Annotated in this window: 17 protein-coding genes and 1 riboswitch; of the genes, 5 read left to right on the forward strand and 12 right to left on the reverse strand. The window is 72.0% G+C overall.

The features are described 5' to 3' along the window. Positions 1-31: 31 nt before the first annotated feature. From ACZ3ZE_RS05300 to ACZ3ZE_RS05315, 4 genes are all read right to left on the reverse strand, one after another. Positions 32-853, reverse strand: coding sequence for an ABC transporter ATP-binding protein (locus tag ACZ3ZE_RS05300; RefSeq protein ID WP_467257416.1), 822 nt, complete (start codon positions 851-853; stop codon positions 32-34). Continuing rightward, positions 850-1878, reverse strand: a complete 1029-nt coding sequence (locus tag ACZ3ZE_RS05305) for a FecCD family ABC transporter permease (protein ID WP_361162746.1) — start codon at positions 1876-1878, stop codon at positions 850-852. Before ACZ3ZE_RS05305 ends, ACZ3ZE_RS05300 begins: the two co-directional genes overlap by 4 nt. After that, positions 1875-2852, reverse strand: coding sequence for an ABC transporter substrate-binding protein (locus ACZ3ZE_RS05310; protein ID WP_361622244.1), 978 nt, complete (start codon positions 2850-2852; stop codon positions 1875-1877). Before ACZ3ZE_RS05310 ends, ACZ3ZE_RS05305 begins: the two co-directional genes overlap by 4 nt. Before the next feature lie 38 nt (positions 2853-2890). Next, positions 2891-3039, reverse strand: a riboswitch (cobalamin riboswitch). Beyond that, positions 3027-3665, reverse strand: a complete 639-nt coding sequence (locus ACZ3ZE_RS05315) for an HD domain-containing protein (protein WP_361162742.1) — start codon at positions 3663-3665, stop codon at positions 3027-3029. It overlaps the preceding riboswitch by 13 nt. A gap of 72 nt (positions 3666-3737) precedes the next feature. On the opposite strand from ACZ3ZE_RS05315, the gene ACZ3ZE_RS05320 reads away from it, so the two are divergent. Further along, entirely contained in the window at positions 3738-4727 is a 990-nt protein-coding gene (locus ACZ3ZE_RS05320; RefSeq protein WP_467257419.1) for a GlxA family transcriptional regulator, read from the forward strand. Between the two features lie 19 nt (positions 4728-4746). On the opposite strand, the gene ACZ3ZE_RS05325 is transcribed toward ACZ3ZE_RS05320, so the two are convergent. The 4 genes from ACZ3ZE_RS05325 to clpS all read right to left on the reverse strand — a co-directional run bounded on the left by ACZ3ZE_RS05325 (position 4747) and on the right by clpS (position 7917). Then, positions 4747-5172, reverse strand: coding sequence for a M67 family metallopeptidase (locus ACZ3ZE_RS05325; protein ID WP_132914319.1), 426 nt, complete (start codon positions 5170-5172; stop codon positions 4747-4749). Between the two features lie 76 nt (positions 5173-5248). Then, positions 5249-6706 (reverse strand): amino acid permease, encoded by a 1458-nt coding sequence (locus ACZ3ZE_RS05330; RefSeq protein ID WP_361162738.1) that lies wholly within the window; start codon positions 6704-6706, stop codon positions 5249-5251. 321 nt (positions 6707-7027) lie between these two features. Further along, positions 7028-7612 carry a DUF2017 domain-containing protein gene (locus tag ACZ3ZE_RS05335; protein ID WP_361622235.1) on the reverse strand — a complete coding sequence of 195 codons (585 nt, stop codon included), beginning with the start codon at positions 7610-7612 and terminating at the stop codon, positions 7028-7030. Next, on the reverse strand, positions 7612-7917 hold the full coding sequence (gene clpS / locus ACZ3ZE_RS05340) for an ATP-dependent Clp protease adapter ClpS (protein WP_329420925.1): 306 nt from the start codon (positions 7915-7917) through the stop codon (positions 7612-7614). The genes ACZ3ZE_RS05335 and clpS overlap by 1 nt, the downstream gene beginning before the upstream one ends. 99 nt (positions 7918-8016) lie before the next feature. Here clpS and ACZ3ZE_RS05345 point away from each other — a divergent pair, with 99 nt between their 5' ends. Both ACZ3ZE_RS05345 and ACZ3ZE_RS05350 read left to right on the forward strand, forming a co-directional pair. After that, positions 8017-9345, forward strand: a complete 1329-nt coding sequence (locus tag ACZ3ZE_RS05345; protein WP_363292610.1) for a nicotinate phosphoribosyltransferase — start codon at positions 8017-8019, stop codon at positions 9343-9345. 125 nt (positions 9346-9470) lie between these two features. After that, entirely contained in the window at positions 9471-10061 is a 591-nt protein-coding gene (locus ACZ3ZE_RS05350; RefSeq protein WP_361162732.1) for an isochorismatase family protein, read from the forward strand. Positions 10062-10166: 105 nt separating this feature from the next. Here ACZ3ZE_RS05350 and ACZ3ZE_RS05355 read toward each other — a convergent pair whose 3' ends face one another. Next, on the reverse strand, positions 10167-10463 hold the full coding sequence (locus tag ACZ3ZE_RS05355; RefSeq protein ID WP_361162730.1) for a hypothetical protein: 297 nt from the start codon (positions 10461-10463) through the stop codon (positions 10167-10169). A gap of 144 nt (positions 10464-10607) precedes the next feature. Further along, a complete protein-coding gene (locus tag ACZ3ZE_RS05360; protein WP_361162728.1) occupies positions 10608-13025 on the reverse strand; it encodes an immune inhibitor A domain-containing protein in 2418 nt (805 codons plus the stop codon). Positions 13026-13363: 338 nt separating this feature from the next. Between ACZ3ZE_RS05360 and ACZ3ZE_RS05365 the strand changes: the two genes are divergently transcribed. Next, a complete protein-coding gene (locus ACZ3ZE_RS05365) occupies positions 13364-13642 on the forward strand; it encodes a hypothetical protein (protein ID WP_361162726.1) in 279 nt (92 codons plus the stop codon). Between the two features lie 31 nt (positions 13643-13673). On the opposite strand, the gene ACZ3ZE_RS05370 is transcribed toward ACZ3ZE_RS05365, so the two are convergent. Beyond that, positions 13674-14393 (reverse strand): RDD family protein, encoded by a 720-nt coding sequence (locus ACZ3ZE_RS05370; RefSeq protein WP_467257422.1) that lies wholly within the window; start codon positions 14391-14393, stop codon positions 13674-13676. Between the two features lie 181 nt (positions 14394-14574). Here ACZ3ZE_RS05370 and ACZ3ZE_RS05375 point away from each other — a divergent pair, with 181 nt between their 5' ends. After that, on the forward strand, positions 14575-15669 hold the full coding sequence (locus ACZ3ZE_RS05375; RefSeq protein ID WP_361162722.1) for a S1C family serine protease: 1095 nt from the start codon (positions 14575-14577) through the stop codon (positions 15667-15669). A gap of 66 nt (positions 15670-15735) precedes the next feature. Here ACZ3ZE_RS05375 and ACZ3ZE_RS05380 read toward each other — a convergent pair whose 3' ends face one another. Continuing rightward, positions 15736-17403 (reverse strand): RDD family protein, encoded by a 1668-nt coding sequence (locus ACZ3ZE_RS05380; RefSeq protein WP_467257425.1) that lies wholly within the window; start codon positions 17401-17403, stop codon positions 15736-15738. Positions 17404-17516: the final 113 nt, after the last annotated feature.

Genomic DNA, 17516 nt, shown 5'->3' on the forward strand with positions numbered 1-17516 from the left:
CGATTCCCGGTCCGGGTTCCGGAATGTGATCTCACATGACGGACAGATTCCGACCAACGGGCGGACGGGGCAGGTAGACCACGAGCGGCGTGCCGGTGGTCGGATGCGGGATGACCTCGGCTTCCACCCCGTAGACCGCCGCGAGCAGGGCCGGCGTGAGCACCTCCGCCGGCGGGCCCTCGGCGACCACCCTGCCCCGGTCCAGGACGTAGAGCCGGTCGCAGTAGGCGGCGGCGAGGGTCAGGTCGTGCAGGGCCAGGAGGTTGGTGGTGCCCAAGTGGCGGACGAGGGAGAGGACTTCCAGCTGGTAGCGGATGTCCAGGTGGTTGGTGGGCTCGTCGAGGACGAGCAGCCGCGGGTCCTGGACGAGCGCCCGGGCGACCAGGGCCCGCTGGCGTTCGCCGCCGGAGAGCCCGGGGTACGGGCGGTCGGCGAGGTCCAGGATGCCGACCCGGTCCAGCGCCGCGTCCGCCCGCTCCCGGTCCCGCGCGGTGTCGCCCTCCCAGAAGCGCTTGTGCGGGGAGCGGCCGAGGGCGACCAGCTCGCGGACGGTCAGCTCGAACTCCAGGGCGCTCTCCTGCGGCACGGTCGCCACCCGGCGGGCCCGCGCCCGGGGCCCGAGGGCGTGGAGGTCCTCGCCGTCGAGGAGGGCGCGGCCGGAGGTGGCGGTGAGGGTGCCGTAGACGCAGCGGAGCAGGGTGGTCTTGCCGCTGCCGTTGGGGCCGACGAGGCCGACGGTCTCGCCGGGGCGGGCGACGAGGCCGGCCGCGTGCAGCCGCCCCTCGTACGAGAGGGCCTCGACGCGGAGCTCGGCCGGGGGCCGGTCGCGGGGCTCGGGCGGGCCGGGGGTCACAGGGTCGCTCCGTCCGCGCGGCGGCGCATCAGCCAGAGGAAGAAGGGGCCGCCGGTGAGGGCGGTGAGGACGCCGACGGGGATGTCCTGCGGCGCGGCGACGGTGCGGGCGGCCAGGTCGGCGAGGACCAGGGCGAGCGCCCCGCCGAGGGCGGCGACCGGCAGCAGGCGCCGGTGCGGGGCGCCGACGGCCATGCGGGCGGCGTGCGGGACCATCAGGCCGACGAAGCCGACGGCTCCGCTGGCCGCGACCATGACGGCGGTGACCAGGGAGGCGAGGACGAAGACGGCCGCGCGGAAGCGGGCGGTGTCCAGGCCGAGGACGGTGGCGCCCTCCTCGCCGACGAGCAGCAGGTCGAGCGGGCGGGCGAGGGTGAGCAGGGCGCCGATGCCGAGCGCGAGGACGGCGGCGGGCAGCACGAGGCTGTCCCAGCGGGCGCTGCCGAGTCCGCCGAGGGACCAGAAGAGGGCTTCCTGGAACTGTTCGGGCCGCCCGGCGAGGACCAGCAGCAGGGTGGTGAGGGCGGACAGGATGTACGAGACGGCCACCCCGGCGAGGACCAGCCGGGCGCCGGTCATGGTGCCGCCGCGCCGGGCCAGGGCGTAGACGAGGACGAGGGCGAGCAGGGCGCCCGCGAAGGCCCCGGCGGGCAGGGCGACGGTGGTGGTGACACCCCCGACGAGGCCGGCGCCGCCGCCCAGGACCAGGACGAGCACCGCGCCGGCGGAGGCCCCGGAGGAGATGCCGAGCAGGAACGGGTCGGCGAGCCGGTTGCGGACCAGCGCCTGGAGCACGGCGCCGACGACGGCGAGCCCGGCGCCGACGACCGCCCCGAGCAGCACCCGGGGCAGCCGCACGTCGAGCACGATCGTCCGGTACGGGGAGGGCCCGGCCCGCCCGGTCAGGGCGTCGAGCACCTGGCCGGGCGGGATGCGGACGGAGCCGAGCGCGAGCGCGGCGACGACGGCCGCGGCGAGCGCCACGAGCAGCCCGGCGACGACGGAGGCGTGACGGAGCCGGGTCATCGGGTCGCGGCCGCCGGGTGCAGCTGGGCGGCCAGCTTCCCGACGGCGGCGGGCGCGCGGACGCCGAGGACCGCGTCGGAGAGCGGCAGCACGGCGAAGCGGCGGTTCTTGACGGCCGGTACCTCGCGCAGGGCCGGGTCGTCGAGGAGGCGGCGCTTCTTCTGCTCGACGGTGGTGGAACCGTAGGCGTAGATGACGATCACCTCGGGCCTGCGGGCGACGACCTGTTCCCAGGTGGCGTCGCCGAAGGTCTTGTCGAGGTCGGCGAAGACGTTGCGGCCGCCGGCGCGGGTGATCAGCTCGTTGCCGATGCCCTTGCCGCCGGCGGTGAACGCGGTCTTGTCGCCGCTGTCGTAGACGAAGACGGAGACGGGGGCGGTGCCCTTCAGGCGCCGCTCGGCGGCGGTGACCCCGGCCTTCGCCTCGCGGGTCCAGGCCTCGGCCCGGTCGGGGACGCCGAAGGTGCGGCCCACCTCGGCGACCTCGCGGTAGACGTCGTCGAGGCCGGTGGCGCCGGAGGGGCAGTACTCGGTGTTGAGGCGGGAGGCGATGCCGGAGCGCTTGAGGTCGTCGCGGCTCCGGCCGGCCTTGGCGTCGAAGGCGGAGGCGTAACCGCCGTACACGAAGTCGGGGTCGGCGGCGAGCAGCGCCTCCTTGGAGGGGTACTCCTTCGCGAGGACCGGGACGCTGTCGTAGGCCTTCTTGTACGCGGGGAGGACGGCGTCGTCGAGGTAGGCCGTGCCGGCCAGGGACTTCTGCAGGCCGAGGGCGAGCATGACCTCGGTGACGTGCTGGTTCATGGTCACCGCCCGGCGCGGCGGCGCCTGATAGGTGGTCGTGACCCCGCAGTTGGTGACGGTGTACGGGAAGCCGGGCGCGGCCTTGCCGCCGGCGGGGGTGCTCGCGGGGGCCGCGCAGGCGGCGAGCAGGGGTATGAGGACGGCGGCGGGCAGCAGCGGGCGGCGCCAGGACATGGGGAGGCCTCCAGACGGGGATCTCCGCGTCCCCGGTCGGTGCTGGCAGGCGGCAGGTCAGTTCCTGGCTTCCGGCCCTGGTCGGGGGCCGGTCACAGTGGCGGGACCGTGCCGGATTCGCACCGGCTTCCTGGGTCCTGCCGCCCTCGTTTCCCGACAGTCTCTCACCCGCCGTCAGGCGGGCCAGGCGGAGGTGCGGATGGTCGCCACGAAGTCGCCGGGTTCGAACCCGGGCACGAAGTGGCGCAGGACGTCGGCCTTGACGTTGCCGAAGGTGGTCTCCGGCTTGGGGGCGACGCCTTCGGCGAAGGCGGCCAGGATGCGGTTCTTGAAGTCGGGGCGCGGGTGGGCGTCGACGATCGCGGCCCGCTCGTCGGGCGTGACGAGGGTGGGGTCGTCGTAGCCGATGCCGAGGACGTCGTACTCGACGCCGGCGGTCACCAGGGCGACCTCGGGCTCCATGAACTCCGGGATTCCGGGGGTGGTGTGGAGCGCGACGGCGGTCCACACCCGGCGGACGGCGTCCTCGCCGACCCCGTGGGAGCGCAGGAACGCGGCGGCCTCCTCGGCGCCGTCGACCTCGAAGCGGCGGCCGGAGGCGTGGTGCTTCGCGCCGAGCCCGAGGTCGTGGAACATCGCGCCGACGTAGAGGAGTTCGGGGTCGTACGCGAGGCCGCGGGCGCGGCCCTGGAGGGCGCCGAAGAGGTGGACGCGGCGGGAGTGGTGGTAGATCAGCTCGCCGGCGGTGTCGCGGACGAGTTCGGTGGCGGCGGTGGCGAGGGCGGTGTCGGGGATCAGCTCCATCGGGTTCATGGCTCAAGACTCGCTCCGGCGGCACCGCCCCGGCCATGTCCCTGAGGACAGGCATCCCACAGAATCGGACACATGACGAGTACGCGGCCGCGGCAGGCGGCCCAGGCGCCGCACGACGTGTGGGTGTTCGCCTTCGACGGGGTCCGCCTCCTCGACGTGTCCGCGCCGCTGGAGGTGTTCGCCACGGCCGGCGCGCCCTACCGGGTCCGGGTCTGTACGCCCGAGGGGCGGGACGTGCGCACCTCGTGCGGGCTGCGGATCGGCGCGGACGGTTCGGCCCGGGAGGTCGCGGCGGCGGGCACGCTGATCGTGCCGGGGGCGGTGGAGGTGACCCTTTGTGTGGCGGCGGGCCCGCCGGTGGCGGAGCTGGCGGCGCGCTCGGCGAGGGTGGCCTCGGTCTGTACGGGCGCGTTCGCGCTGGCGGCGGCCGGGCTCCTGGACGGGCGGCGGGCGACGACGCACTGGGAGCACGCGGCGGAGCTGGCCCGGCGCCATCCGGCGGTGGAGGTGCTCGCGGACGCGATCCACGTACGGGACGGGGAGGTGTGGTCGTCGGCGGGGGTGACGGCCGGGATCGACCTGTGCCTGGCCCTCCTGGAGGAGGACCGGGGGGCGGCTGCGGCCCGTGCGGTGGCGCGGGACCTGGTGGTGTTCCTCCAGCGGCCGGGCGGCCAGTCGCAGTTCTCCGCGGCCTCGCGCACTCCCCCGACGGGCCATCCGGTGGTGCGGCCGCTGCTCGACGCGGTGGCGGCGGATCCGGCGGCGGACCACAGCGCGCCGGTGCTCGCGCGGCGGGCCGGGGTGAGCGTCCGGCATCTGGCGCGCCTGTTCCGGGAGCAGACGGGGGCGACCCCGGCGGCGTTCGTGGAGCGGGTGCGGGTGGAGGCGGCCCGGCTGCTCCTGGAGGGCGGGGCGAGTGTGACGGGCGCGGCGGCGCGCAGCGGTCTCGGCAGCGACGAGAGCCTGCGGCGGGCGTTCGCCCGGCATTTCGGGGTCACGCCCTCCGCGTACCTGGCCCGGTTCCGGACGACGACCGGGGCGCGGGCCGGGTCGCGGAGCTGACCCGGTGCGGGACGGCGGTCTACTCGTACGCCTCGACGACCTTGACCTCTTCCTCTGTCACGACGCCCTCGACGATCGTGTAGGAGCGGAACTGGAAGGGGCCGGCGCCGTCGGTGTCGGCGGTGGAGACCAGGACGTAGTGGGCCTGCGGCTCGTTGGCGTAGGAGATGTCCGTGCGGGACGGGTACGCCTCGGTCGCGGTGTGCGAGTGGTAGACGATCACGGGCTCCTCGTCCCGGTCGTCCATCTCGCGGTACAGCTTGAGCAGGTCCGCGGAGTCGAACTCGTAGAAGGTGGGCGAGCGGGCCGCGTTCAGCATCGGGATGAAGCGCTCGGGGCGGCCGCTGCCGGCCGGACCGGCGACCACGCCGCAGGCCTCGTCGGGGTGGTCCGCGCGGGAGTGTTCCACGATCTGGTCGTACAGGGCCCGGGTGATGGTCAGCATGCCGACAGGATAAGCAGACGGGCCGTTCCGTACCGAGAAGTGGTACAGAACGGCCCGCATGCTGAGACGTGCCTGGTCAGGACTGGACGGACTCCCGGTCGGACCGCTTGGCGAAGGCGGCGCCCTCGGGGTTGCGGGCCTTGAGGACCAGGTAGGAGACGGCGAGGATCAGGCCCCAGACCGGCGCGCCGTACAGCGCGACCCGGTTGTCCTTGTCCATGCCCATGGTCACGATGACCATGCCGATGAAGGCGAGCGAGAAGACGCTGAACCAGATGCCGCCGGGCGCCTTGAACGAGGAGTGCGGGAGCTCGCCCCGGTCGGCCTTGAGGCGGTAGCGGATCTGGCAGATCAGGATGACGATCCAGGCCCACATGCCGGAGATGGTGGCGAAGGAGACGACGTAGTTGAACGCCTCGCCGGGCCACTGGTAGTTGACCCAGACGCCGACCATCATCAGCGCGGCCGAGACGGTGGTGCCGACCAGCGGGGTGCCGGACTTGGTGAGCTTGATGAAGACCTTCGGGCCCTGGCCGTTGAGCGCGAGGTCGCGCAGCATGCGGCCGGTGGAGTACATGCCCGAGTTGCAGGAGGACAGGGCCGCCGTCAGGACGACGAAGTTGACGATCGCGGCGCCGATGCCGAGGCCCATCTTCTCGAAGGCCGCGACGAAGGGGCTGACGCCCGGCTGGAACTCGGTCCACGGGACGACCGACAGGATCATGATCAGCGCGCCGACGTAGAAGACGGCGATGCGCCACGGCACGGTGTTGATCGCCTTCGGCAGGACCGTCTTCGGGTCCTTCGACTCGCCCGCGGTCACGCCGACCAGCTCGACGGCGAGGAAGGCGAACATGACCATCTGGAGGGTCATCAGGGTGGAGAAGATGCCGTCCTTGCCGGCGAAGAAGCCGCCGAGGTCCCACAGGTGGGTGACGGTGGCGGTGTCGCCGGCGTCGGAGAAGCCGAGGGTCAGGATGCCGGCGCAGATCAGGATCATGCCGACGATCGCGGTGACCTTGACCATGGAGAACCAGAACTCCAGCTCACCGAAGAGCTTCACGGAGATCAGGTTGGCGCCGTAGAGGATCACGGTGAAGACGAGGGCGGAGAGCCACTGCGGGATGTCCCACCAGTACGTCATGTAGGTCGCCGCGGCGGTGACCTCGGTGATACCGGTGACGACCCAGAAGAGCCAGTACGTCCAGCCCGTCACGAAGCCCGCGAAGGGGCCGAGGAACTCACGGGCGTACTCCGAGAAGGAGCCCGACACCGGGCGGTACATGAGGAGCTCGCCGAGCGCCCGCATGATGAAGAAGATGACGAGGCCCGCGACGGCGTACGCGAGGATCAGGCTGGGTCCCGCGATGGAGATGCCCTTGCCCGCGCCGAGGAAGAGTCCGGTGCCGATGGCACCGCCGATCGCGATCATCTGGATCTGACGGGCGCCGAGTGCCCGGTGATAACCCTCGCCCGAGGCGGAGTCCGCGGCCTCATTGCCGTCGTGCTGCTTGTCGACCTGCACTGAGGTCATGGTGGTGCGCCTTTCTCCATGCCGATCCGCGCGACCGCGAATGCGTCTGCTGCGGATCAGGTCCTGATCCCCCCGGATATGGATGGAGTGCTACCGGCGGTCAGCCGGCCAAAGCGCCCCCGGGAACAGGGGTGGCGTCCCCGGGTGGTCGTGAAGATTTATCACGGCCTTAACCGTGATCGACGGGGACGCCTGTGGCGCGCGCCACATAAAAAGACGGACAAAAGGGACTCAATAGAGCAAACATGGACGCTTGGATAACGTATTCGTTATCCGGATTTGAGCGTTCGCTGAGCGAACACCCCTCGAAACGGGCTCGCGCTAGCCCAGCAGCGTCTCGACGAGCGACTCCTGGAGCGCCCCGAGCCACAGATACGCCATCACCATCGGCTTGCGCGGATCGGAGTCGGGCAGCCGGTACAGCTGCTCGCTCTCGTCGTCGTCCGTGACCTCCAGGCGGGTGCCGATGGTCAGCCGCAGGTCGTTGAGCGTGCCGAGCCAGGCCCGGGACTGCTCGGGGCCCAGCTTGAGGACCGCGCCGCTCTCGCCGGCCGCGTCGGCGGCGAGCGAGTCGAGACTGCGGACCAGGGCGAGCGCGTCCTCGCGCTTGCGGGTGCGCAGGTCGTTCTCCGTATAGCGGCGGAAGTCGGCGGCGGCCTGCCGCAGCTCGTCACTGTCATCCCCGTACGCATCGGGGAAGAGCCGGTGCAGCGCCGGGTCGGAGGGCGGCTCGCTCGGCCCCTCGGCGAAGAGCGCGGCCAGCGGGTCCTCGCCCTCGACGGGCTCGTCGCCCGGCCCGATCAGCTCCATGAGCTGCACGGCCAGCGAGCGGAGGATGGAGATCTCGACCTCGTCGAGCGCGACGGCGGCACCGCCGCCGGGAAGCACCTCGAAGCGGCCGGCCATCAGCCGCGGTCCTGGGTGAGGGTCGCCCACAGCCCGTAGCCGTGCATCGCCTGCACGTCCCGTTCCATCTCCTCGCGGGTACCGCTGGAGACCACCGCGCGGCCCTTGTTGTGCACGTCGAGCATCAGCTTGTGCGCCTTGTCCTTGGAGTAGCCGAAGTACGCCTGGAAGACGTAGGTGACATAGCTCATCAGGTTGACCGGGTCGTTGTGCACGAGGGTCACCCAGGGCACGTCGGGTTCGACGACGGCGGAGACCTCCTCGGCCGATTCGGTCCGTTCGATCTCGATAGGCGCAACGCTCACTTACCCCATGCTGCCACCCTGACCGGCCTGCCGCACAAACGGGTCGCCCCGGCGCGCCCCTATTCGTCAGAGTGACGAATACTGCGGTAGCATCCTCACATGAACGCTGCGGACCTTGGGTTGCCGGTGGACGTGCCGTCGACCGCGCTCTTCACCGATCAGTACGAGCTGACGATGCTCCAGGCGGCCCTGCGGGCCGGCACCGCGGACCGCCGGTCCGTCTTCGAGGTCTTCACCCGCCGCCTGCCCGAAGGACGCCGCTACGGCGTGGTGGCGGGCATCGGACGGGTGCTCGACGCCGTCGAGAACTTCCGCTTCGACGCGGACGTCCTCGGCTTCCTCCGCGAGCGCGGGATCGTCGACGAGCCGACCCTCCAGTGGCTCGCCGGATACCGCTTCTCCGGCGACATCTGGGGCTACCCGGAGGGCGAGGTGTACTTCCCCGGCTCGCCGCTGCTGCGGGTCGAGGGCTCCTTCGCCGAGTGCGTGCTCCTGGAGACCGTGATCCTGTCGATCCTCAACCACGACTCGGCCATCGCGGCCGCCGCCTCCCGCATGTCGGCCGCCGCGGGCGGCCGGCGGCTCATCGAGATGGGCGCCCGGCGCACCCACGAGCTCGCCGCCGTCGCCTCCTCGCGCGCCGCCTACGTGGGCGGTTTCGACTCCACCTCGGACCTGGCGGCCGGCTTCCGCTACGGCATCCCGACCGTCGGCACCTCCGCCCACGCCTTCACCCTGCTGCACGACAGCGAGCGCGACGCCTTCCGGGCGCAGATCGACTCGCTGGGCAGCGGCACCACCCTCCTGGTCGACACCTACGACGTGACCGAGGCCGTCCGTACCGCCGTCGAGGTGGCCGGCACCGGGCTCGGGGCGGTCCGGATCGACTCCGGCGACCTGCTGCTCGTCGCCCACCGGGTGCGGGCGCAGCTCGACGAGCTGGGGGCGCGCGACACCAGGATCGTGGTGACCTCGGACCTCGACGAGTACGCCATCGCCTCCCTCGCGGCGGCGCCGGTCGACGCGTACGGGGTGGGCACCCAGCTGGTCACCGGCAGCGGGCACCCGACCTGCTCGATGGTCTACAAGCTGGTCGCCCGGGCCACCTCGGCCGACCCCAAGGCGCCGCTGACCCCGGTCGCCAAGAAGTCCGTGGGCGGCAAGGCCTCCGTCGGCGGCCGCAAGTGGGCCGCCCGCAGGACCGACGCCGCCGGGGTCGCCGAGGCCGAGGTCATCGGCACCGGGCCGGTCCCGGCCGAGCTGGTCGACAGGCAGCTCCTGGTGCAGCTGGTGAAGGGCGGCACCGTGGTGGCCCGCGAGCCGCTGGAGGCGGCGCGCTCCCGGCACATGGCGGCCCGGGCCGGGCTGCCGATGTCCGCGATCCAGCTGTCCCGCGGGGAGCCGGTCCTGCCCACGGAGTACGTGTAGGCGGCCGGTGGCCCCGCGCGCCCCTCGGGGGGCGCGCGAACGCCGGGGAGATGCCCCCTCCCCTCCGGAGGGGGAAGTCTCTAGGCTCACAACCCACCCCATCCGACGCGCTAAGGACACCCGCCATGCACCGCGCATTGATCGTCGTGGACGTTCAGAACGACTTCTGCGAGGGCGGCAGCCTCGCCGTGGCGGGGGGCGCGGACGTCGCCGCCGCCGTCACCGACCTGGTCGGCCAGACGGCGGGCGCCGCCTACCGGCACGTGGTCGCCACCCGCGACCACCACATCGACCCGGGCGCCCACTTCTCCGAGCGGCCGGACTACGTCGACTCCTGGCCCAGACACTGCGTCGCCGGCACGGAGGGCGTGGGCTTCCACCCGAACTTCGCGCCGGCGGTCGCCTCCGGGGCGGTCGACGCCGTCTTCGACAAGGGCGCCTACGAGGCCGCGTACAGCGGTTTCGAGGGCCGGGACGAGAACGGCGAGACCCTCGCGGAGTGGCTGCGGGAGCGGCAGGTCACCGAGGTCGACGTGGTCGGCATCGCCACCGACCACTGCGTACGGGCGACCGCCCTGGACGCGGCCCGGGAGGGCTTCCGCACGCAGGTGCTGCTCGACCTGACCGCCGGGGTCGCCAGGGAGACGACCGAGCGCGCCCTGGCTGAGCTGCGGGCCGCGGGCGTGGAGCTGACCGGGAAGCCCGTCGTCGCCTAGGCGCCGGAGGAGGGCTGGCCCGGAAGGCCCCGGGCGGCCCCGGGCTGCCCGGGCGACCCCGGACGGCCCCAGAGGCCCCGGGCGGCCCGGACCGGCCTAGACGGCCTAGACGGCCTTCGGGAGCGACCGTATGGGGTGCCAGAGCTCCTGGGCGGTGATCCGCCACAGCATCCCCTCCGGGTGGTGCAGGACGGCCGTGATCTCGTCCGGCGTCGGCGGCTCCGTGTTGCCCCGCAGATAGACCGCCCGGAGTCCCAGGTTCCGCAGCCGGGTCAGGGCGCGGGCACGGTTCGCGGCGTGCACCAGGAAGCGGACGGTGGCTCCGTCTCCGGCCGGGCTGGGCAGCCCTATGGCGACGACGACACTGCCTCCCGGCAGTCTGCAGAACCCTCCGTTGGGCATGCGGAACCACTCCCCCGTGGATCGACTGTCAATAAGGTCGTACGACCGGAGCCGTACGACGCACCTAAACACGATCGGCCGCCGCCCGCTAGGGGGCGACGGCCGATCATGCTGTGACCTGCGGCGACTCAGAAAATCTCGCCGTTACTTGGTCGAGGGACCCACCTGGACCGTGATCGTGGAGCCGTCCTTGGCCTCCTTGACGACCTGGATCTTGGTGTTGGTGTCAGTTACCTGGACACCAGAGCGCTCGGTCTCCTTGAACCAGTAGACGCCCTTGCGGTCGTCGAAGGTCGGGTTGCCGGCCTGGGACGGGATCCAGGTGCCGACGCCGGCCTTGTGGAGCGCGAAGCCGTCCGTGCGGGAGATGCTGAACGGCGAGTCGTACGCCTGGACGCGACCGCGCATCAGGGTGCCGTCGCCCCACTTCAGCGGGCTCGGGTGGGCGTCGATCGGGAGGATGCGGCCCACACCCGGGTGCTGGGAGGTGTTGTTGTCCTTCTGGGACAGGTCCCACTTCCAGATCAGCAGACCGTTCTGGTACGGGTAGTGCTCGACCCAGCTGGCCTTGTCGCCGGTGAAGCCGAAGTTGTACGGGCCGACCTTGAGGGTCTGGTCGTACGAGACGTACTGGCGGTTCTCCGCGATGTAGTACTGCTCGTAGTCCTTCGAGAAGCCCTTGCCGATGCGCGAGAAGCCCTTGGCGACCCAGCCGTTGTCACCGTTCTCGGCGTTGTCCGAGAGGACGGGGGCACCGTCGGCGGTCAGCGTGATGGCGTCGGCCGTGAAGCCCTTGCCGCCGGCGCCGCCGTCCGTCTGGTAGCGGAAGCGCAGGTCGAACTTCTTGCCCGCGTAGGCGTCCAGGCCGTAGACCAGCTTCTGGTGCTTCTCCGAGGCGCCGGTCAGGGCCGGGGCGCCGGAGGCGTCCTTCTCGATCGGCTTGCCGTCGGCGGTGCCGTCGAGGGCGGTCCAGTTGGCGCCGCCGTCGGTGGAGACCTCGGCGTACAGGTAGTCGTAGTCCTGCTCGATGTCGTACCAGCCCTGGAGCTCCAGGGAGGCCGACGTCTTGCCGGTCAGGTCGACGGGGCGGGTCAGGGTGTTCTTGAGGTCGTCACCCATGTTGCTCCACCACTGCGTGGCACCCTCGGCGGGGGCCACGACGTCGGTGGGGACCGACTTCTTCGGCAGCTCGACGACGAGCGCCTGCGGGTTCTTGGTGTTGTACTCCGAGACGCCCAGCTTGTGGGTGGTCTTGGTGCCCCGCTGCCAGTCGTTGACCTTGGCGTAGTTCAGCCAGCCGAGCTGCAGCTTGTCCCAGGCGTTCATGTCGCCGGGGAGGTCGCCGATGGAGTCCTTGCCGGTGCCGAGCCACGAGCCGGAGGACATGAGCGTCCAGAAGCCCGTCGAGTTCTCGCCGCCGGAGGTGTCGTAGTGGTCCGGCAGACCGAGGTCGTGACCGTACTCGTGCGCGTAGACGCCGAGGCCGCCGTTCTCGGGCTGCATCGTGTAGTCGCCGACCCAGATGCCCGAGTCGCCGATCTGCGTGCCACCGGACTTGTTGTTCGCCGGGCCGGTCTTGCCCGCGTCCGTGCCGTAGGCGTACCAGCGGTGGGCCCACAGGGCGTTGGTGCCCTCGGCGCCGCCGCCGGCCGACTCGTCCTCGCCCGCGTGGACGATCTGGAAGTGGTCGATGTAGCCGTCGGGCTCGTTGAAGTTGCCGTCGCCGTCGAAGTCGTAGCGGTCCCACTGGTCGTACTGCGCCAGCGTCGCCTTGATCTCGGCGTCGGTCTTGCCCTTGGCCTTCTGGTCGGCGTTCCAGGCCACGAGGCCGTCACGCACGGTGTCCCACACGTTGGCGCAGTTGGTCTGGCCGCAGTAGTTCGAGCCGTAACGGGCCTCGTTGTACGGGACCTTGACCCAGTCGGAGACGCCGCCGTCGACCGAGTAACGGCCGGACGAGGTCTTCTCGTAGTAGGTCTTCAGGGACTGCTTCGGCTGGCCCTTCTTGTCCTTGCCGGTGCCGAAGTACAGGTCCTGGAAGTGCTGCTGGTTGTAGTCCGCCTGCCAGGCCGTGGAGTTGTCGTTCGCACGGTCCGGCTTGGCTATGCGGTTGTGCAGCGGGCCGGGCGTGCCGCCGTACTTCGGCTTCAGCTCGGGCGTGTCGTCGTCCTTGCGGTCGACCAGGGTCGTGTTGTCGACCTGGTCACCGAACTCGACGAGGATCGTGAAGATCTTGTCGGTCTTCTCGCGGCCCAGCTCGACGTACTTCTTGCTGTCCAGCTTGACGACCTTCGAGCCGGCACGGCTCTCGATCTTGCTCTCGCCGCTCAGCACCTGCTCCAGGGCAGCCTTGCGCTGCTGCTCCTGCTGCTTGCTGTACGGACCGTCGAGGTCGTGGTCGACCGTGGTCTTGTCCATGGAGCGCGCACCGGGCGCGGCCGCGGACGGCACGCTGCCGTGGTTGTCGGCCCACGCGGTGGTGAAGGTCGAGGCGGTCGCGGCGGTGGCCGCGAGCGCCACGACGACTGCGGACGCTCGGATCGCCCGTCGTCTGTTGGTCACTTGGATTTGTCCTCCCCGGCGCCCCTCGCCGCGGACCGGTGTGGGGTATCCGCTCGGCGGGTTCGCGCGTCACAAGTGACGACATTCGACCGGAGTTGGAGGAGAAAAGACAGATCTTGACTTGAACATACCAACTGCACTATGCAGGAGCGGACCACCGATAATCGAACGCACGCCAAACACCGGGCGATGCCCTGGCGGCGAATCGTGCGCCCCTGCGCCCCCTGTGCATCCACACCGTGGGTTAGGTCACGCTTACTTCCGGTTCCCCTCGGGCATCCACCGTCGTAGAGTCGCCCATTGCCACGCGCACGCTCGCCCGAGGGACGGTACCCGTCATGCAGCGTCCGACCGCCGCACAGTCCGCCTACGGTTCGGCCACCGTCGTACTCGCGACCGTCGCCCTGCTGTTGCTCTCCGGCACGACCACGACGCTCGGCATCGCGGCGATCTGTGCCGCGGGGCTGGTCCTCGGGGTGCTGGTGGCGGTGACGATGCCGGTGCGCAGGCGGCCCGTCAACCCCTCCGACATCACGACGCGGACCCCCGCGGACGAGGAGATCCGGGTACCGGCCGCGCCCGTGGGCGCGGGGGCCGACACCCGGATCCGTTCATAACCCCTCGTCACTCCTCGCACCTTTCGCCCCCTTACGGGGCGGCCTGCACCACCACGGTCTTGGCGGCCTTGTCGTGCAGGCCCTGCTTGTAGGGCTTGTCGACCAGGATCAGGATCAGCAGGAGCAGCGGCCACAGGCAGGCGCAGCAGATCAGCGCGGGCAGCCACAGCACGATCGCGCGGATCAGGGAGCTGTTCATCGACGGGGTGGAGCCGTCGTTGAGCATCGCGACCCGCAGCTTCAGCCACTTCTTGCCCAGGGTCCGCCCCAGCTTGGCGGTCATCAGGGTGTCGTAGCCGACGTACGCGACGATGGTGATGAGCTGGAAGACGAGCTGCCCGCCGCCGTTGAAGCTGTTGACCGTGTCGCCGAAGTCGTTGCCCTTCTCGGTGGCCCGCTCGTACACCTTGAACGGGATGCCGATGATGGCGAGCGGCACCGCGACGATCAGCCAGTCGATGATCCGCGCGGCGATGCGCCGCCCCGACTCGGCCAGCGGCGGCATCCCGGAGAGCGGATCGGCACCGCCGTAGCCACCGCCGTAGCCGCCGTAGGGCGGAGGCGGGGGCGGCATGCTGTCGTACGGGTTCCCCGGCGGCGGCCCGCCCGGCGGGGGGCCACCCGGAGGCGGCCCACCGGGCGGAGGTCCGCCCGGTGGAGGGCCCGGCGGGGTGGCGTCCGGCGGGCGCTTGGCGAACGGATCGTCCTCGGACGGCTGGCCCGGAGGCGGCGGCGGCTGGTCGTTGCTCATGGGGGCAGTGCACCCCGGGGGCCGTGCCCCCGCAATCGATCGCCCCCCGTTCGGGGGACGGCCGCCAGGACCGCCGCTCCGGATGCTTGCCCGTTCAAACCTTGACCGCTGCACAAGACCGCTTCCCGGGCCGGACCTAGCCTGAAGGGGGGGCTTCCGTCGCGGGAAAGGCGGGGAACTCATGAAGGTACGGGCCAGAAGCGCCGCGGTCGCGGCCGCCACGCTGGTACTCGGTCTGACGGCCGGCCGCGCGGCGGCGTACGGCACCGATCTGGATCCCAAGGAGATCTACGAGCGGTCCGCGCCCAGCACCGTCCACGTGCTGGGGAAGACCGGAACCGGCACCGGCTTCGTCTACGACGCCGACAAGGGGCTCATCGCCACGGCCGCCCATGTGGTGCAGGGCGAGGCGTCGCTGAAGGCCGTCGTCGGGGACCGCCCGGCGGCGCCGGTACGGGTGGTCGGCATCGACCCCTGCGAGGACCTGGCCGTGCTGGCCTTCACCTCGCCGCAGTCGGACCTGAAGGCGATGGAGTTCGGCGACAGCAAGGACCTCCAGGCCGCCGACACGGTCGTCGCGCTCGGCTACCCGGCCTCCCTCGGCAGCGAGGGCGACACGCAGAAACCCGCCTTCACCAGCGGCACCGTGCAGAACCCGAACGTCCAGAACGCGGAGCCGTCCGACTCGCTCCCCCGCTACCCCGCCACGGTCCAGCACTCGGCCACCATCAACCCGGGCAACTCCGGCGGCCCCCTGCTCAACGCCGACGACAAGGTGGTCGGCATCAACGTGCTGAGCGTGACCGGCGACACCCAGGGGCAGTTCTACTCGATCAGCTCGGACCACGCCCGTCCGATCCTCGACTCCCTGGCGGCCGGTCAGGTCAAGAACGACCCCGGCTGGCGCCTCAAGGCCGTGGACGACCCGACGGTGGCCGACGACTTCGCACCCGAGGACCAGTCCCAGGTCCAGGCGATCCAGAAGCAGCTGACCGCCGACCAGGTCGCCGGGGTGCTCGTCGTCGGCGTGACCAGCAACTCGCCCGCGGCCAAGGCCGATCTGCAGCCCATGGACGCGATGACGGGCATGAAGGACAGCCCCGTGGCGTCCGTCGCCGACGTCTGCGACGTCCTCCAGTCCGCCGGCCCCGGGGAGACCGTCCCGCTCGAAGGCGTCTACACCTACGACGACCCGAAGCAGAGCATCAAGTTCGGCGACGGGTGGAGCACCAACCTCGTGCTCAGCAAGAACAACGGCGGGGGCGGGAGCGGATAGCGCCGCTCCCTACTGTCCGGGCCAAGCAGGCCTGCCGGGGCAGCTGGGCTGCCCCGCCCACCCGGCTCACCCGGCGACGAAGGTGCGGGCCGCCTTGTCGTGCCAGCACTGCCGCCACGGCCGGTCGAACAGGCACCACAGGACGTTCAGCACGCCGAGCACCAGCAGCCCGAGCACGCTGTAGACCAGCCAGCGGCGCAGCGCGGCACCGAACGCGGGCGGCTCGTGCGCCTCGATGTCCCGCACCTCGATCCCGCACAGCTTCTTCCCGAGCGTCCGCCCCCACCGGGACGTGGGCAGCGCCTCGTAGAGCGCGCCGAGCACCAGGAGCGCGGCCAGGACGATGCCGAACTGCACGGAGGTCGTCGAGTCGATCAGCCACACCTGGACGGTGACGCCGGACTGCTTCGCCGCCTCGATCTTCTCGTTGATGTGGTCGACGGCACCCGTGACGAACGGATACGACACGGCCCCGACCACCGCCCCGAGCACCACGGTGTCGATGAGCCGCGCCGCCAGCCGCCTCCCCAGCCCCGCCGGCCGAGCGGCGGCCTGCGCCCGCGCGGCCGCCATGAACACGTCCTCGACGGGGGGCTTCCAGGGGGCGACGGACTGGGGGTCCTGGGGCTGGGGCTGGGGATGGGGCTGGGGATGGGGCTGAAGTTGAGGCTGGGGGGACGCCTGGGCGGGGAAGGGCTGGGCCTGCGGGGCCTGTACGGCCTGCGGCGGCTGCGGGGCCGGCTGCGCCGCCTGGAACGGGGCCTGCTGGGCCTGGGGAGGCTGCTGGGCCTGCTGGGCCCAGGAGGGCGTCACGGGCATCCCGCCGAGCCGCGCGGGGGCGGCCAAGGCGTCCTGAGAGGCGCCGGCGGCGGGTCCGTTCGCGGGAGCGGGGGCGCCCGGCGTCGACCGGCCCGGTACGGGCGCCGGTGCGTCGTCCCGGCCACCGGCAGCGGGCCAGACGGGAGCAGCGCCCGCGCCCGGCCCCGTACCGCCGGATCCGCCGGCCTCCGGACGGTCGACGCGACCGGGGCGACCGGGGCGACCGGGGCGGTCAGTCCGGTCGGCCCGGTCGGGCGTCTCGGGCGTCGCCACGGAGGCGTCCGCCGCAGGCCAGGACGGCGCCGGGTCGGCCTGACGGGAGTCGGCCTGGCGCGGCGAGGCCTGGCGCGGATCGGCGTGGCGAGGGTCCGCCTGACGCGTCGCGGACTGACGCGGACCGTCCTGGCGAGCGTCCGCCTGGCGCGGCTCGTCCTGGCGTGGGTCCGCCGGCGTGGTGCCCGCCTGGGGCCACGCGGGGGCCTCGGGGGCCGCCGTGGCGCGCGGGTCGGCCGGGGGCTGCTGCGCCGGGATGGCGGCGTCGTCGTTCCGGCCCCAGGAGACCCTCTGGTCGCGCTCGCCGCCGAAGCCCGTCTGGACGGAGGTCGTCGCGTGCCACGCCGAGGAGGGTTCCTGGGCGGCGGCGGACGGCTCGGGGTCGGCGTCGAGGAAGACCGGGCCGGTCTCCTCGACCGCCGGGACGGACGGGAGCGAGGGCGCGGGCGCCGGGCTCGGGGCCAGCTGGGGCGCGACCGGGACCGGCGGGGCCGGGAGGGCCTCGCCCTCCTTGGGAGCCGGGCGGCTCGTACCGGGCACCCAGGAACCGCCGTTCCAGAACCGGATGTACCCGGGGATCGACGGATCCGGGTAGTAGCCCGCCTGCGGTACCTCTCCGCCGCCTCCAGGAGGAGTAGCCACTGCCCCGACTCCGTTCAGTCACAACGTCTTTGGTCCGCGCGGCAGCGCCCCGACCGCGCCACGCCCAAGGAGGACAGTAACGAAGAACGCCCCCGAGGGGACAAGGAGCCCGC

This window comes from Streptomyces sp. NPDC023157, assembly GCF_055560575.1.

Coding starts and splice junctions, on each gene's coding strand:
- ACZ3ZE_RS05320 (WP_467257419.1), top strand. CDS start 3,738: ATGACGAGTACGCGGCCGCGGCAGGCGGCCCAGGCGCCGCACGACGTG.
- ACZ3ZE_RS05325 (WP_132914319.1), bottom strand. CDS start 5,172: ATGCTGACCATCACCCGGGCCCTGTACGACCAGATCGTGGAACACTCC.
- ACZ3ZE_RS05305 (WP_361162746.1), bottom strand. CDS start 1,878: ATGACCCGGCTCCGTCACGCCTCCGTCGTCGCCGGGCTGCTCGTGGCG.
- ACZ3ZE_RS05355 (WP_361162730.1), bottom strand. CDS start 10,463: ATGCCCAACGGAGGGTTCTGCAGACTGCCGGGAGGCAGTGTCGTCGTC.
- ACZ3ZE_RS05370 (WP_467257422.1), bottom strand. CDS start 14,393: ATGAGCAACGACCAGCCGCCGCCGCCTCCGGGCCAGCCGTCCGAGGAC.
- ACZ3ZE_RS05345 (WP_363292610.1), top strand. CDS start 8,017: ATGAACGCTGCGGACCTTGGGTTGCCGGTGGACGTGCCGTCGACCGCG.
- ACZ3ZE_RS05335 (WP_361622235.1), bottom strand. CDS start 7,612: ATGGCCGGCCGCTTCGAGGTGCTTCCCGGCGGCGGTGCCGCCGTCGCG.
- ACZ3ZE_RS05365 (WP_361162726.1), top strand. CDS start 13,364: ATGCAGCGTCCGACCGCCGCACAGTCCGCCTACGGTTCGGCCACCGTC.
- ACZ3ZE_RS05350 (WP_361162732.1), top strand. CDS start 9,471: ATGCACCGCGCATTGATCGTCGTGGACGTTCAGAACGACTTCTGCGAG.
- ACZ3ZE_RS05375 (WP_361162722.1), top strand. CDS start 14,575: ATGAAGGTACGGGCCAGAAGCGCCGCGGTCGCGGCCGCCACGCTGGTA.
- ACZ3ZE_RS05330 (WP_361162738.1), bottom strand. CDS start 6,706: ATGACCTCAGTGCAGGTCGACAAGCAGCACGACGGCAATGAGGCCGCG.
- ACZ3ZE_RS05315 (WP_361162742.1), bottom strand. CDS start 3,665: ATGAACCCGATGGAGCTGATCCCCGACACCGCCCTCGCCACCGCCGCC.
- ACZ3ZE_RS05310 (WP_361622244.1), bottom strand. CDS start 2,852: ATGTCCTGGCGCCGCCCGCTGCTGCCCGCCGCCGTCCTCATACCCCTG.